Annotated in this window: 14 protein-coding genes and 1 rRNA gene; 10 read left to right on the top strand and 5 right to left on the bottom strand. The window is 74.9% G+C overall.

Annotated features, from left to right (window positions below):
* Positions 1 to 98, top strand: a 5S ribosomal RNA gene (gene rrf / locus E1300_RS39945); the annotation flags it as partial.
* 96 nt (positions 99 to 194) lie between these two features.
* On the opposite strand, the gene E1300_RS50695 is transcribed toward rrf, so the two are convergent.
* On the bottom strand, positions 195 to 1,337 hold the full coding sequence (locus E1300_RS50695; RefSeq protein ID WP_165503204.1) for a hypothetical protein: 1,143 nt from the start codon (positions 1,335 to 1,337) through the stop codon (positions 195 to 197).
* A 24-nt stretch (positions 1,338 to 1,361) separates the two neighbouring features.
* Here E1300_RS50695 and E1300_RS53005 point away from each other — a divergent pair, with 24 nt between their 5' ends.
* Together E1300_RS53005 and E1300_RS39935 are read left to right on the top strand one after the other, a co-directional pair.
* Positions 1,362 to 3,110: a hypothetical protein gene (locus tag E1300_RS53005; RefSeq protein WP_242619689.1), complete on the top strand. Its 1,749-nt coding sequence runs from the start codon at positions 1,362 to 1,364 to the stop codon at positions 3,108 to 3,110.
* A 127-nt stretch (positions 3,111 to 3,237) separates the two neighbouring features.
* Positions 3,238 to 4,404: an alkaline phosphatase PhoX gene (locus E1300_RS39935; protein WP_131762456.1), complete on the top strand. Its 1,167-nt coding sequence runs from the start codon at positions 3,238 to 3,240 to the stop codon at positions 4,402 to 4,404.
* Between the two features lie 22 nt (positions 4,405 to 4,426).
* Here the strand turns inward: E1300_RS39935 and E1300_RS39930 are convergent, their stop codons facing one another.
* Entirely contained in the window at positions 4,427 to 4,972 is a 546-nt protein-coding gene (locus E1300_RS39930; RefSeq protein ID WP_131762454.1) for a MarR family winged helix-turn-helix transcriptional regulator, read from the bottom strand.
* 65 nt (positions 4,973 to 5,037) lie between these two features.
* On the opposite strand from E1300_RS39930, the gene E1300_RS39925 reads away from it, so the two are divergent.
* Entirely contained in the window at positions 5,038 to 5,751 is a 714-nt protein-coding gene (locus tag E1300_RS39925; protein WP_131762452.1) for an SDR family NAD(P)-dependent oxidoreductase, read from the top strand.
* Positions 5,752 to 5,768: 17 nt separating this feature from the next.
* Here the strand turns inward: E1300_RS39925 and E1300_RS39920 are convergent, their stop codons facing one another.
* Entirely contained in the window at positions 5,769 to 6,707 is a 939-nt protein-coding gene (locus tag E1300_RS39920) for an MBL fold metallo-hydrolase (RefSeq protein WP_131762450.1), read from the bottom strand.
* A 50-nt stretch (positions 6,708 to 6,757) separates the two neighbouring features.
* Positions 6,758 to 8,107: a DUF1015 family protein gene (locus tag E1300_RS39915; protein ID WP_131762448.1), complete on the bottom strand. Its 1,350-nt coding sequence runs from the start codon at positions 8,105 to 8,107 to the stop codon at positions 6,758 to 6,760.
* A gap of 73 nt (positions 8,108 to 8,180) precedes the next feature.
* Between E1300_RS39915 and E1300_RS39910 the strand changes: the two genes are divergently transcribed.
* From E1300_RS39910 to E1300_RS39900, 3 genes are all read left to right on the top strand, one after another.
* On the top strand, positions 8,181 to 8,624 hold the full coding sequence (locus E1300_RS39910) for a tetratricopeptide repeat protein (RefSeq protein ID WP_165503205.1): 444 nt from the start codon (positions 8,181 to 8,183) through the stop codon (positions 8,622 to 8,624).
* A gap of 103 nt (positions 8,625 to 8,727) precedes the next feature.
* On the top strand, positions 8,728 to 9,729 hold the full coding sequence (locus E1300_RS39905; RefSeq protein WP_131762446.1) for an HAD-IIA family hydrolase: 1,002 nt from the start codon (positions 8,728 to 8,730) through the stop codon (positions 9,727 to 9,729).
* A 148-nt stretch (positions 9,730 to 9,877) separates the two neighbouring features.
* Positions 9,878 to 10,963 (top strand): glycerophosphodiester phosphodiesterase family protein, encoded by a 1,086-nt coding sequence (locus E1300_RS39900; RefSeq protein ID WP_131762444.1) that lies wholly within the window; start codon positions 9,878 to 9,880, stop codon positions 10,961 to 10,963.
* An 87-nt stretch (positions 10,964 to 11,050) separates the two neighbouring features.
* On the opposite strand, the gene E1300_RS39895 is transcribed toward E1300_RS39900, so the two are convergent.
* Entirely contained in the window at positions 11,051 to 11,392 is a 342-nt protein-coding gene (locus tag E1300_RS39895; RefSeq protein WP_131762443.1) for an SCP2 sterol-binding domain-containing protein, read from the bottom strand.
* A gap of 114 nt (positions 11,393 to 11,506) precedes the next feature.
* Here E1300_RS39895 and E1300_RS39890 point away from each other — a divergent pair, with 114 nt between their 5' ends.
* The 3 genes from E1300_RS39890 to E1300_RS39880 form a co-directional block, all read left to right on the top strand.
* Entirely contained in the window at positions 11,507 to 12,058 is a 552-nt protein-coding gene (locus E1300_RS39890; protein ID WP_131762441.1) for a hypothetical protein, read from the top strand.
* Between the two features lie 19 nt (positions 12,059 to 12,077).
* Complete coding sequence (locus tag E1300_RS39885; protein ID WP_131762439.1) at positions 12,078 to 12,878, top strand: TlyA family RNA methyltransferase; 801 nt, start codon at positions 12,078 to 12,080, stop codon at positions 12,876 to 12,878.
* Between the two features lie 78 nt (positions 12,879 to 12,956).
* The coding region (locus tag E1300_RS39880; RefSeq protein WP_131762437.1) for an NAD kinase at positions 12,957 to 13,823 on the top strand (867 nt) is incomplete at its 3' end.

Raw genomic sequence — 13,823 nt, 5'->3', positions numbered from 1 at the left:
GGGAAACACCCGGTCCCATCCCGAACCCGGAAGTTAAGCCTCTCAGCGCCGATGGTACTGCACGGGAGACTGTGTGGGAGAGTAGGACACCGCCGGACTTATTCTGATCGAGGGTCGCCCCTGAATGTCGGGGCGGCCCTCGACGCATGTGTAGGACCTGCCCAAGTAGGCTGCAAGAGTCCACCGAACCACCATCAAGAACAGTGACGGACGTGATGAGCGCGGAAGAGGACGGCCGAAGCGACGACAACCGCGAGCGGCGAGGCAATGGCGGAGGGCGTAACACGCCGCCTCGCCGAGGGGGCAACGCTCGCGGAGGGCCCGGGGGGCCGGGCGCTCGGAAGAGCGGCGGCCCTCGCGGAGCCGCGTCTCGCGGTGGCGCGTCGGAGGGCGGTCGTGGTCGTCCGTCCGGTGGCGGCTGGAAGGACCGGGAGGCCCCGCGCGGGCAGCGTGACGACCGCCGGCCCAACCGTCCGTTCAAGCGTTCCGACGACCGCCGGACCGGTGAAGGGCGTTCCGACGAACGTCGCGAGAACCGATTCGGTGGTCCGCGCGGCGGCCAAGGCGGTGAACGACGCGAGGGCGGCCGATTTGCCGCGGGCCCGCGCGGCGGCCAGGGCGGCGAGCGGCGTGAAGGCGGCCGGTTCGCGGGGCCGCGCGGTGGTCAGGGCGGCGAGCGACGTGAGGGTGGGCGCTTTGGCGGCCCGCCGCGCGGTGGTCAAGGTGGCGAACGACGTGAAGGTGGGCGCTTTGGCGGCCCGCCGCGCGGTGGTCAAGGTGGCGAACGTCGAGAGGGCGGACGGCCTGGCGGGCCGCGCGGTGGCCAGAGCGGTGGCGGCCGGTTCGGTGGCCCGCGTACCGAGCAGGGCGGCGAACGTCGTGGCGGCGGCTTCGGTGGTCCGCGCGGTGGTCAGGGCGGCCAGCGCCGTGACGGCGGGCGACCCGGTGGGCCGCGCGGTGCGCAGAGTGGTGAGCGGCGTGAGGGCGGTCGCTTCGGCGGCCCCCCGCGCGGTGGTCAAGGTGGCGGCCAGGGCGAGCGGCGTTTCGAGGGCCGACCGCAGGACGGCCGCTCGCAGGACCGCCGATACCAGGACCGTGACGAGCGCCGTGGGCGCGACGAGCGGAGGCCAGGGAAGTTCGGGCAGGAGCAGCGGTCCTCCGGTGGACGCCGTTTCGAGGGCAGGCGAGAGGGACGTCCCGGAGACCGCGACAAGCCGTTCGCCGGGCGCGGTCCGCGGCGTCCTCAGGACGGAGGCGGGCGTTCGTACGGCCCCCCGCGCGACCGTGGCGACCGGCGTGGCCGGGACACCGAGGCGGAGCGCCCGGCGCCGAAGCACGATGACCCGATCCTGCCGGACGAGGTGACGGGCGAGGAGCTCGACGCGGACGTGCGCACGGAACTGCGGACGCTGCCGAAGGACCTCGCGGGCCGCGTGGCACGTCACCTGGTGATGGCCGGGCAGCTCGCCGAGGAGGAGCCCGAACGGGCGTACAAGCACGCGCGAGCCGCGCGCCGGCTCGCGTCGCGCGTGGGCGTGGTGCGCGAGGCCGCCGGGCTCGCCGCCTACCGCGCGGGTGAATGGGCGGAGGCGCTCGCCGAACTGCGGGCGGCCCGCCGTCTCAGCGCGGGAGACGACTCCTACCTCCCGGTGATGGCCGACTGCGAGCGCGGGCTAGGGCGTCCCGAACGTGCTCTGGACCTGGTGAAGTCGCCCGAGGCCGAGCGGCTCGACCCGATGGGCCGCGTCGAGCTGCGCATCGTGGAGTCGGGCGTGCGCCGCGACCTCGGGCAGTACGACGCCGCCGTGGTGACGCTCCAGATCCCGGAGCTGCGGGACCGGCGGCTGCGGCCGTGGTCGGCGCGGCTCTTCTACGCGTACGCGGACGCACTGGTCGAGGCCGGGCGGGAGGACGAGGCGTCCGACTGGTTCGCGCGGGCCGCCGCCGCCGACCGCGACGGCGAGACCGACGCCGCCGAGCGCTACGCCGAGCTGGAGGGCCTCCACATCCTCGACACCGAGGAGGAGGAAGACGAGATCGTCGCCGAGGGCTCCACTGAGCAGGCGACGGACTCCGGGGACGCGACCGACGGTGAAGGCGACCTCGCGGCCTTGGCGGACGGGCACGAGGAACTCGGCGCGGGCGTGAAGCAGCCGCCGGAGGCGGTCGGCGAACTCGAAGCGGCCGAATCCGGACCCGGCGACGCGTATGAGAGCGAGGGTGCGGGCGCAGCGTCGGATGGTCGCGCCGTCGAGGCCGCCGAAGCCGTGGATGTCGCGTCGGGTGCCTCTGCAAGCGATGCGGCCGGAGCCGAAGATCGGAACGCCGAGGCCGCGCTCGACGAAGGCACGCACGTCGAGGGCACGCCTGCCGGTGGGCAGGGTGCTGAAGCCGGTGGCCTGAACGCTGACGGCACGACTGCCGGAGGTGGGGGTGCTGGCGGTACCGCTGCTGAGGGCACCGCTTCCGAGGGCACCGCTTCCGAGGGCGCGAGTGCCGAGGGCGCTGACGCCGGTGGTTTGAACGCTGACGGCACGATTGCCGGTGGTGGGGGTGCTGGCGGTACCGCCGCCGAGGGCGCGGGTGCCGAGGGTGCGGACGCTGGTGGGCTGGACTCTGATGGCTTGACTGCCGAGCGTGCGGGTGCTGGTGGTGCCGCCGCCGATAGCAGCGCTGCCGCGGGCACCGCTTCCGAAGGCGCCGCTGCTGAGGGCGTGGGTGTCGAGGATGTGGGTGGTAGTGGGCCTGGCGCTGGCGCGCCGGTCGTTGGTGACACGGCCCGCGCCGACGCCACTGCCGAGGGCGCGGTCGCAGACGGCGTGGCCGCCGGGGACGCGGGCGACAACGGCGCGACCGCCGAGAGTGCGACTGCCCGTGGGCAGGGTGCTGGTCGGGCGGGTGCTGACGATGGTGGGGTGCCGGAGATCGTTGCGGCTACGGCCATCGAGTTCAAGCCGGCCGATCCCGGGATCTTGCAGGTTCCGGCGGAGGAGGCGTCCGAGGACGCGCCGGAGGCGCCTGCGGTGTTCCTGGAGCCCAAGCAGGACGCGGGCACGCAGGACGCGGACGACGGTGCGGGGGAGGGCGGGGAGCCGCCTGCGGCCCGCTGACGCGCGGGGTTGACGGGTAGGGCGTTTTCACCGGATATTCACGGGATCGTGCCGTTCGGGGGCCGCTGGATCCGTCCGGCGGTGATCGACTCCATCGCGATCCCGACTGGAGTCCGTGAGGAGCGTCATGCCCCTGAACCGCCGTACCTTCCTGCGCGCCACGGCCGTCGCCGGCGGCACCACCGCGTTCTCCGGGGCCGTGTGGCAGCACGCGTTCGCGGCCGGTCCCGCGCAGCCGGGGCCCGGCCCGTACGGTGCGCCGCTGGCCGCGGACGCGAACGGCCTGCAACTGCCGAAGGGTTTCACCGGACGGGTCGTGGCGCGTTCGCTCCAGCGGGTGGAGGGGACGCGGTACACGTGGCATCCGGCGCCGGACGGCGGGGCGTGCTTCGCTGACGGGGACGGCTGGATCTACGTGAGCAACTCGGAGGTCCCGCTCGTCGGCGGGGTCTCCGCGGTGCGGTTCGACGCGTCCGGGAAGGTGGTGTCCGCGTACCGGATCCTGAACGGCACGACGCTGAACTGCGCGGGTGGCGCGACTCCGTGGGGGACGTGGCTGTCGTGCGAGGAGCACGACTACGGGCTGGTGTACGAGACGGATCCGCGTGGGGAGAGGTCCGCGACGCCCAGGCCCGCGATGGGGCGCTTCAAGCACGAGGCGGCGGGGGCGGACCCCGTCCGGAAGGTCGTCTATCTCACCGAGGACCAGCCGGACGGCTGCTTCTACCGGTTCCGTCCGCAGACGTGGGGGGATCTGTCGGCGGGGACGCTGGAGGTGCTGGTCGGGTCCGGGACGGGGCCGGTCAGCTGGGCGCGGGTGCCGAATCCGCAGATCTGGACGACCCCGACCCGGCAGCAGGTGGCGGGCGCCATGCGGTTCAACGGCGGTGAGGGCTGCTACTACACCGGCGGTGTCTGCTACTTCACGACGAAGGGCGACAACCGGGTGTGGGCGTACGGGGCGTCCGCGGAGCGGCTCGACCTGGCGTACGACGACGACCTGGTGACCGGGGGCGAGCCGCCGCTGCGGGGCGTGGACAACGTGACCGGTGCGTCCTCGGGCGATCTGTACATCGCCGAGGACGGCGGGAACATGGAGATCAACCTCATCACGCCGGACGGTGTCGTCGCGCCGTTCCTTCGGGTGGTGGGCCATGACGGCTCGGAGATCACGGGTCCGGCGTTCAGCCCGGACGGCACCCGGCTGTACTTCTCGTCCCAGCGGGGGAAGAGCGGGTTCGCCGCGGGGACCGACGGATACACGTTCGAGGTCACGGGTCCCTTCCGGCACTGAGCCGCGGACGGGCCCAGCGCCTTCAGGTTCCGGGCTCGGCGGTGCGGCGGCGGACGTCGGCCATGAGCTTGTCCAGGAGGCCGATGAGGGTCTCGCGTTCGTCCGCCGTCAGGTCGCTGACGAGTGCGGCCTCGCGGCCGAGGACGGCGTCGACGGAGCGCTCGATGAGGGCGTGGCCCTCGTCCGTGAGGGAGACGAGGACGGTCCGGCGGCCGGTGGTTCCCGGGGCGCGCCGGACGAGGCCGTCCCGTTCGGCCCGGGCGATGCGCTGGGAGATCGCTCCGGCGGTCAGCATCGTCCGGCGGGTGATTTCGCGGGTGGTGAGGGCGTAGGGCGGGCCGGAGCGGCGGACGACCGACAGCAGGTCCAGGGTGGCGGCGTCGATCCCCGCCTCGCGCAGCACGCGGCCGCGGTCGGCGGCGAACAGCTTCGCCAGCCACCAGATGGGCGTGACGATCTCGATGGACCCGGTCGGGGTGCCGGGGCGCTCCCGCCGCCAGGCCGCGGCGATCTCGGCGGCGGGGTAGGGCGGCGCGGCCTCCCCGGAGACGGGTATGGCGTCGGTCACGGTGCGGTCCCTCGTCGTCGTCCGTTATGTTTAGGTCTAAACGTAGCAGCTTCGGAGGAGGAACGTTGGCCCGCACCGTGCTCGTGACCGGAGGCAGCAGCGGCATCGGACGCGCCATCGCCGCGCGGTTCGCCGCCGACCAGGCGGACGTCGTCATCACCGGACGCCATGCGGACACCGTCGCATCGGCCGCGAAGGAGGAAGGAGTGGAGGGCGTGGTCTGCGACGCGACCGACCCCGGCCAGGTCGCCGGGCTCGCCGCCCGGTTCTCGCGGGTCGACGTCCTGGTCAACGCGGCCGGCGGGCTGCCGCCGCTGGCCGGCGAGGGGGCGGATCTGGACGCGGTGCTCGCCGAGTGGCACGCCAGCCTGGCGCAGAACCTGCTCAGCGCGGTCCTGACCACGGCGTCGGTCCGCGACCGGCTGGCCCCGGGCGGCTCGGTGATCAGCATCGGCTCGATCGGCGCCGAGCGCAGGGGCGGCTCCTACGGCGCGTCCAAGGCCGCGCTGGCCGCCTGGAACGCCTCGCTGTCGGCCGAGCTCGGTCCCCGGGGCGTCAGCAGCAACGTGATCGCGGCGGGCTACATCGCCGGCACCGCCTTCTTCCAGGGCGGGATGACCGACGAGCGGCACGGCGCGCTCGTCGAGGAGACGCACGACAAGCGCGCCGGGACCGTCGAGGACGTCGCCGCGACGGCGCACTTCCTGGCGTCGGACGGCGCCCGGCACATCACCGGCCAGACCATCCACGTCAACGGCGGCGCGTTCACCACGCGGTAGGGCCGCCGGGAGGCGGTTCAGGCGTGCCGGCCGAGGGCGTGCATGATCCCGGCGACGTTGCTCTCGACGCCGTTGAGCACCTCGTACTTGGCGGCGAGGTCGGGGTCGGCGCCGTCGCGGGTGACGGCGTAGCGGTCGCGGGTGCGCTCGGCGACCATCGCGACGGCGTGGTCGAGGTCGAGGTCCCGGTCCCTGGCGTCCCGGACCGCGTCCACCCAGACGCGCAGCTCCTCCGCGGACCGCTCCAGCGTGTCGTCCACCTCCGCGACCGGGCCGTAGTGCGCGAACAGCAGCCGCTGCGGCCCGAGCGACCGGAACGTGCCGAGCGACTTCAGGGCCGTGTCGAGGTCGAAGTCCGGGGGCGGCGTCGCCGGGCGGACGTCGGCGGTCTCGGGGATGTAGATCCCCGCCGCGTCGCCGACGTACAGGTCGCCCGTCCCGGAGTCCATCAGCCCGACGTGGTGCTTCGCGTGCCCGGGGGAGTAGTGGGCTTCGAGGCGGCGCCCGCCGCCGAGGTCGACCACGCCGGTGTCGTCGACGGCGCGGATCCGGGCCGCGTCCGTGGGCTTCAGCTCCCCGAACAGGACGTCGAGGCTGTCGCCGTACACCATCCGGGCGCTGCGCATGAGCCGCTCCGGGGACGCGAGGTGCCGGGCGCCCTTCTCGTGGACGACGACCTCCGCCCGCGGGTACATCCCCGCGATGTCGCCGACGCCGCCCGCGTGGTCGAGGTGGATGTGGGTCACGACCACGCTCGCCAGGTCGGCCGGCCCGACGCCGAGCTCGGTCAGCGCCCGCCGCACCACCGGCGCCGATCCGGACGTCCCGGGCTCCACCAGGCAGGGCCGGTCGGACAGGATGAGGTAGCCGGCCGTGATCCCGGTGTAGCCCGCCATCCGCGTGTCGATCTCGTAGACGTCCCCGCCGAGCGGCGTGACCGTGGTCGTGGTGTCCATGGACCGATCATCGACCCGGGGAGGGGCCGGGGGCCACCGCTCAGCGCCCGTCAGCGCCCGTCGTCGCCGTCGAGCAGCCGCAGGACGAGGCCCGAGCGCGGCTTCGGGCCGAACGAGGTGGACTTGCGCGGCACCCGCTCGCCCTCGCCCGCGACGGCGAGGACGTCCTCGACCCGGAGCGGGTTCAGGACGACCGCGGTGCCGCCGCGGCGGCGGGCGCGGGCGATCGCGGCGGACGGGTCGTCGTGGACGACCTCGATGCTGTTCTCGTCCTCCGGGACGTTCCAGACGCCGCGGACGAGCAGGTGGTCGAGGACGGCGGTGTCGAGCCCCCGCCAGCGCGTGGACCGCCCGTCCGGCATCGCCCGCTCCAGCCGGGCCGGGTCGGGACGGGTCAGCAGGTGCGGCCGGTCGCCGCCGCCGATGAGGAACGCCGGGCCGGGCGCCGCGGCGAGCGCCTCCAGCGCGGCGGCCTCGTCGGGCAGGTCGGTGACGTGGAAGACCGCGCGGGCGCGTTCCACGGCGGTGCCGGGGCTCAGCCCGGGCAGGACGCGGTGGATGGCGCCCAGGTGCGGCGGGTAGCGGGTGGAGTCCACGAGGAGGGCCAGGCCGCGGTCCCAGGGGCCCGGGCCGTCCCCGGCGGCGTGGTGGCGGGCCTGGAGGGCCCGGTACGTGGCGTAGCGGTGGTGGCCGTCGGCGATGAGCGCGCGCCGGTCGCGCAGGTCGGCGGCGACGCGCGCGTGCAGGGCGGTGTCGGTGACGCGCCACAGCCGGTGGGCGAGGCCGTCGGGGGTCCGGAAGGCGGCCAGCGGGGCGCCCGCGGCGGCCTCGTCGACGATGCGCGCGGCGTCGCCGCCCCCCTCGTACACGAGGAAGATCGGCTCCAGGTTGGCGCGGGCGGCCGTCATCAGGGCCAGCCGGTCGCGGACCGGGCCGGGGAAGACGTCCTCGTGCGGCAGGACGACCCGGTCGGCCTCGGCGCGCAGCCCGAGCGCCCCGATCAGCCCGCGTTGCAGCACCGTCCCGGTCGCCGCGTCCGCCGCCTCGTAGACGTACAGGGCCGGTTCGGGATCGACCTCCAGGGCCCCCTCGGCGAGCCAGCGGCGCAGCAGCGCGCCCGCCCGGGCGTAGCTCTCGCCCGCCGCGCGGGGCATGTTCAGCCGGACGATGTTGTGCCCGCCGCTCGCCCGCAGCCGCGACGCCGTGGCCTCGTCGATCAGGTCGTACGGGGGCGTGGTGACCGAGGCCAGGTCACCGACCACCTCGGGGACGAAGCGGACGCCGCGGAACGGGGCCAGTTCCAGGCCGCCGCCCGCGCGCGGCCCGTCCGTCCCGAAGATCCGCGCACTGAACTCTTCCGGTCCGAGCCCGGAGGGGAGGTCGTCGTCCACTGTGGGCATGGTAATCACCGGCGGGCGCCCGCGCGGCCTCCGGGTACCGTCGTAGCGATCACAGTCCGAGGGGAGGTCCACAGTGGCTGTTCAAGGACCGGGAGGGCCCGGCGATTCCCCCGGGGACGCCCCGGGCGGCGAACCCGCGGCGCCGGGCGGCGGCGTCTACGAGTGGTACACGCGCGGCCTGGAGCTGCTGAGATCCGGCAGCGCCTCCGCCGCGCTGCAACTGCTCGCGCGGGCCGCGGAGGCCGAACCGGGCTCGCACAGCATCCGCGAGGCGCTCGGCCGCGCGCAGTTCGGCGCGCGGATGTTCGGCGAGGCCGCCGACAGCTTCCGCGGCATCGTCGAGGAGGAGCCCGCCGAGGACTACGCGCGGTTCGGCCTCGGCCTCGCGCTGAGCCGCATGGGCGACTTCGAGGGCGCCGTCGAGCACCTGGCGCTCGCGGCGGCCATGCGTCCCGAGAACCCCGACTACGCGCGGGCGCTGCGGCACGCCAGGGCGACCCTCGAATCCCGCCGCTGACCCGCCCCCGCGCCCCCGTCCCGAAGACCCTGCCGCAAGACTGTGCCGCAAGACTGTGCCGGAGAACCGTCCCCCCGTCCCCATCCCCGTACCGAGGAGCGCGATGAAGGGCAGTGACCGTCCCCTGAGCGAGGTCTACGACGTCGCCCTGCTGGACCTGGACGGCGTCGTGTACGTCGGCCGCCGTCCCGTCCCCGAGGCGGCGGAGTCGCTCGCCAAGGCCCGCGCCGCGGGGCAGCGCCTGGCGTTCGTGACCAACAACGCCTCCCGCACCCCGTCCGCCGTGGCGGCGCTGCTCGGCGACGTGGGCGTCCCGGCGTCCGCGGACGACGTGGTCACCTCGGCGCAGGCCGCCGCCAGGCTCCTGGCGGAGCGGCTGCCCGCCGGGGCGAAGGTCCTCGTCGTGGGCGGGATGGGCCTGCGGCTCGCGCTGCGGGCGGAGGGGCTGCGGCCGGTGTCCGTCGCGTCCGAGCGGCCCGCCGCGGTCGTCCAGGGGTTCGCCCCCGGCATCGCCTACGACCTGCTGTCCGAGGGCGCCCAGGCCGTCAGCGCGGGCGCGCTGTTCGTGGGCTCCAACCGCGACCTGACCATCCCCGGCGGGAACGGCCCCCTGCACCCGGGGAACGGGGCGCTGCTCAAGGTCATCACCTCGGCGACGGGCGTGGAGCCCGTCATCACCGGCAAGCCCGAGCGCCCCCTGCACGAGGAGTCGATCCGCCGGACGGGCGCCCGCCGCCCCCTCGTGGTGGGCGACCGCCTCGACACCGACATCGAGGGCGCCCACAACGGCGGCGCCGACAGCCTCCTCGTCCTCACCGGCGTCACCACCCCGCTGGACGCCCTGGCGGCCCCGCCGAACCAGCGTCCGAGCTACATCGCGCCCGACCTGACCGGCCTCGTCTCCGCGCATCCGGAACCCGAGCGCGACGGCGGCGCGCACCGGTGCGGCGGCTGGACGGCCCGCCGCGACGGCGACCGGCTGGAGCTCGACGGCTCCGGCGACCCCTACGACGGGCTGCGGGCCCTGGCGTCCGCGGCGTGGGAGGACGAGGCGCCGCCGTCCAGGGAGGCGCTCACCGGGGCCCTGGAGCGCCTAGGCCTCTGACAGGGCCTCTAGCTGCTCTGGTTCGGCCGGGCGACACGGACCGTTCTCCTGGTGATCATCGGGCGCACTCCCGGGCGTCGCACCAGCCCTCGACCGTGTCCGGCGGGCCCGCGTCCGCGGTCCCACCGGACACGGAAGGGAACCACCCATGGTCAGGCACCGCACGGCTCGGACGATCGGCCTCACGGCGGCCCTCGCGGGGACGGCCCTCGCCGGGACCGCCTTCGCCGGGCCGGCGCTCGCCGGGCCCGCGAGCGCGGCGGGCGGACGGCACGCCCGCGCGTTCGATCTCCAGGCGCACCGGGGCGGGATCGGCCTCGTCGTCGAGAGCACCCTCCCCGCGTTCGCGAACGCCCTCGAACTCGGTGTCAGCACCCTCGAACTGGACGTGCAGATCACCGAGGACGGGCAGGCCGTCGTCACCCACGACCGCAAGGTCGACCCGAACAAGTGCCAGGTGACGGGACCCGCCACACCGGGCGACCCCGAGTACCCCTACACCGGCAAGTACGTCAACACGCTGACGCTCAAGCAGGTCCGGACCCTCGACTGCGGCTCCCGGCCCCTGCCCGCCTTCCCCGGCCAGAAGGCCGCCCCCGGCGCGAGGATGCCGCTGCTCAGCGAGGTGTTCGGCCTCGTCCGCAGGTACCGGGCCCACGGCGTCAAGCTCAACGTCGAGACCAAGGTGGAGGCGGGCGCGCCCGCCGAGACGGCGCCGCGCGAGCAGTTCGTCCAGGTCACGGCCAAGGAGATCCGGCGCGCGCACCTGCTGCGGCAGGTCACGATCCAGAGCTTCGACTGGGGCTCGCTGATGCGGATGCGCCAGGTCGAGCCGAGGCTGCCGCTGGTCGCGCTGACGAACTACGACTTCCTCCAGACCGGGCAGCCCGGCAGGTCGCCGTGGCTCGGCGGCATCGACATCGACGACTTCGGCGGCGACCCCCTCAAGGCGGTCAAGTCGTTCGGCGCGTCGGCGTTCTCCCCGGTGCACGGGTTCCCGCAGGACGGCAAGGTCACCGACCCCTCCTACCGGCCCTATGTCACCAGGCAGATGGTGGCGGAGGCGCACCGCCTCGGCCTGAAGGTGATCCCCTGGACCGTGGACGACCAGCCGACCATGAACAAGCTCATCGACGACGGCGTGGACGGCCTCATCACCGACTACCCGGACCGGCTCCGCGGCGTGCTGGCCGAGCGCGGCTTCCGGCTGCCCCGCGCCTACCGGGCCCGCTGACCCCCGCCCCTCGGGGCGGTGTCCTGCACTCCGGGGGCTCGGCGGCGCGGCGCGCTCCCCGGCCCCCGGTCACAGGCCGGGCGCCGGTCACAGGAGCTTGCGTAGGCGGAGCAGGTCGAAGATGCTCGCCTCGATCTTCAGGCGGCCCGCCGTCCACGCCTTGGCCGGGCTGAGCTCGTCGTGCGCCATCGCGACCAGGTCGTCGCTGCCCACGGTGAGCCGGACCTGCGCCGCCCTCGGGTCGCCGTCCGGCTCGAACGGGTCCAGGCCGCCCGCGTGCAGGCGCGTCCGGTAGGCCACGCCGAGGTCGGACACGCGGCAGCTGATCGTCCGCTCGACGACGTGCCGGGCGAGGCGGTCGGGCTCCACCTCCGCCAGGCGCTCGACGATCCGGTCGAGCGCCGCCCGGCACTCCTCCTCGTTCGCCATGGTCAGGCCGTTCCCCGTTCGTTCGACAACGATGTCGTCTTGGGACGGTAGCGTTCTGACTGAGCCCTAAGCGACTCGTAGCGCGCGGTCGCGGGCGACTGGGAGGTAAACGTGATGTCCGACGAGGCCGCCGGGCGGCCCGCCGAGGAGCGGCCCGGACACGGTGCCGCGGAGCGGTCCGAGGGCCGTGCGGAGGCATCCTCCGGCGTCTCGCCGGGCGGGACCGCACCGGCTCCCGAAGGCGCCCCGGCCCCGGGACGGGCCTCGGCTCCCGAAGGCGCGTCGGTCGCGGGACAGGCGTCGGCTCCCGAGGGCGCGTCGGCCGCGGAGGACGTCTTCCGGGTGGAGGCGGTGCCGGCGCCGGAGCCGACCGGTGATTCGCGCGTGGACGACGCCGTGGCGCGGCTCGCCGACCTGCCGGGACGCGCCGTCCCCGACCACGTGGAGATCTTCGAGGACGTGCACCAGCGGCTCCAGGAACTGCTCGCCTCCGCCGACCAGGACGAACCCGACCCGGCCCAGAACGGGCCTCAAGGCGCTGCCCAGGGCGGGCCCCAGAGCGGCTGGGCTCAGGGCGGGCCCCAGGGGGGTGCCCAAGGCGGGGGCCAGGCGCCGCGTCCGGCCTTCCCGTCCGCCCTGCGGCCCCGTCCCGGAAACGGCCGATGAGCGGGTCCGGGGCGGCTCGATGAGCAGGCGGCGGTTGGACGCCGAGCTGGTGCGGCGCGGGCTGGCGCGGTCGCGGGAGCAGGCCACGCAGCTCATCGGCGACGGGCGGGTGCGGGTCGGCGGGCAGCGGGCGGCGAAGGCGGCGACACAGGTCGAGACCGGCGCGGCGATCGTGGTCGACGAGGCCGACGCGGGGCCGGCGTACGTCTCGCGCGGCGGGCACAAGCTCGCGGGCGCGCTGGAGGCGTTCTCCGGGCTGGACGTGCGGGGCCGGCGCTGCCTCGACGCCGGCGCGTCCACCGGCGGGTTCACCGACGTGCTGCTGCGCGCGGGCGCCGCGCACGTGCACGCGGTCGACGTCGGCTACGGGCAGATCGCCTGGTCCCTCAGGACCGACGAGCGCGTCACCGTCCTGGAGCGGGTCAACATCCGCGACCTGGAGCCGGGGATGCTCGGCGACGTCCCGCCGGACGTGGTGGTGGGCGACCTGTCGTTCATCTCGCTGAAGCTCGTCCTCGGCCCCATCCGCGCGTGCGTCGCGCCGGACGCCGACTACGCCATGATGGTGAAGCCGCAGTTCGAGGTCGGCAAGGACCGGGTCGGCGCGGGCGGCGTCGTCCGCGACCCTGAGCTGCGGGCCGAGGCGGTGCGCGGTGTCGCCGCGCACGCGGCGACGCTGGGCCTCGGCGTCCGCGGTGTCGTGGCGAGCCCGCTGCCGGGCCCGTCCGGCAACGTGGAGTACTTCCTGTGGCTGCGCGCGGGCGCCCCGGAACTGGCCGAGGCCGACCTGGCGCGGGCCGTCGCCGAGGGGCCGCAATGATCGCCACGGGGCCCGCGGCCGTACAGAGGGCGTTCGCGAAGTGGGCGGCCGTACGCCGGAGTGGAGTGTGAGCACGATATGAGCAAGAGGTCGGTGCTGGTCGTGGCGCACACGGGACGGCCGGAGGCCGTCCGCAGCGCGCAGCTGGTCATCGAGCGGCTCAGCGAGGCGGGCATCGCCGTCCGCGTGCTGGACGGCGAGGCCGACGACATCGGCTGCGCGGGCGTCGACGTGATGCCCTGCACCGCCGCCGCGGCGGAGGACGCCGAGGTCGTCATGGTCCTCGGCGGGGACGGGACGCTGCTGCGCGCCGCCGACCTCACCCGGACCGCGGGCACGCCGCTGCTCGGGGTGAACCTCGGGCACGTCGGCTTCCTCGCCGAGGCCGAGCGCGACGACCTGGCGGAGACCGTCGACCGGGTCGTCACCCGCCGCTACGACGTCGAGGAGCGCATGACGGTCGACGTCACCGCGCGCCGCAACGGCGAGGTCCTCGGGACGACGTGGGCGCTGAACGAGGCGAGCATCGAGAAGGCCGAGCGGGAGCGGATGCTGGAGGTCGTCGTCGAGATCGACGGCCGGCCGCTGTCGAACTGGGGCTGCGACGGTGTGGTGTGCGCCACACCGACCGGCTCCACGGCGTACGCGTTCTCCGCCGGGGGACCGGTGGTGTGGCCGGAGGTGGAGGCGATGCTCGTCGTGCCGATCAGTGCGCACTCGCTGTTCTCGCGCCCGCTCGTGGTCTCGCCACGCTCGCTGGTGGCGGTGGAGGTGCTGACCGACACGCCGCGGGCCGTGCTGTGGTGCGACGGGCGGCGCACGCTCGGCCTGCCGCCGGGCGCGCGGGTGGAGGTCCGCCGGGGCGCCGAGCCGGTGCGGCTCGCGCGCCTGCACCTCACGCCCTTCACCGACCGGCTGGTCACCAAGTTCGGGCTGCCGGTGACA

Source organism: Actinomadura fibrosa (assembly GCF_900659615.1).
Taxonomy (GTDB): Bacteria; Actinomycetota; Actinomycetes; order Streptosporangiales; family Streptosporangiaceae; genus Spirillospora; species Spirillospora fibrosa.
Note: the sequence above shows the minus strand (reverse complement) of the source record. Positions and strands in the feature narration are given on the sequence as shown.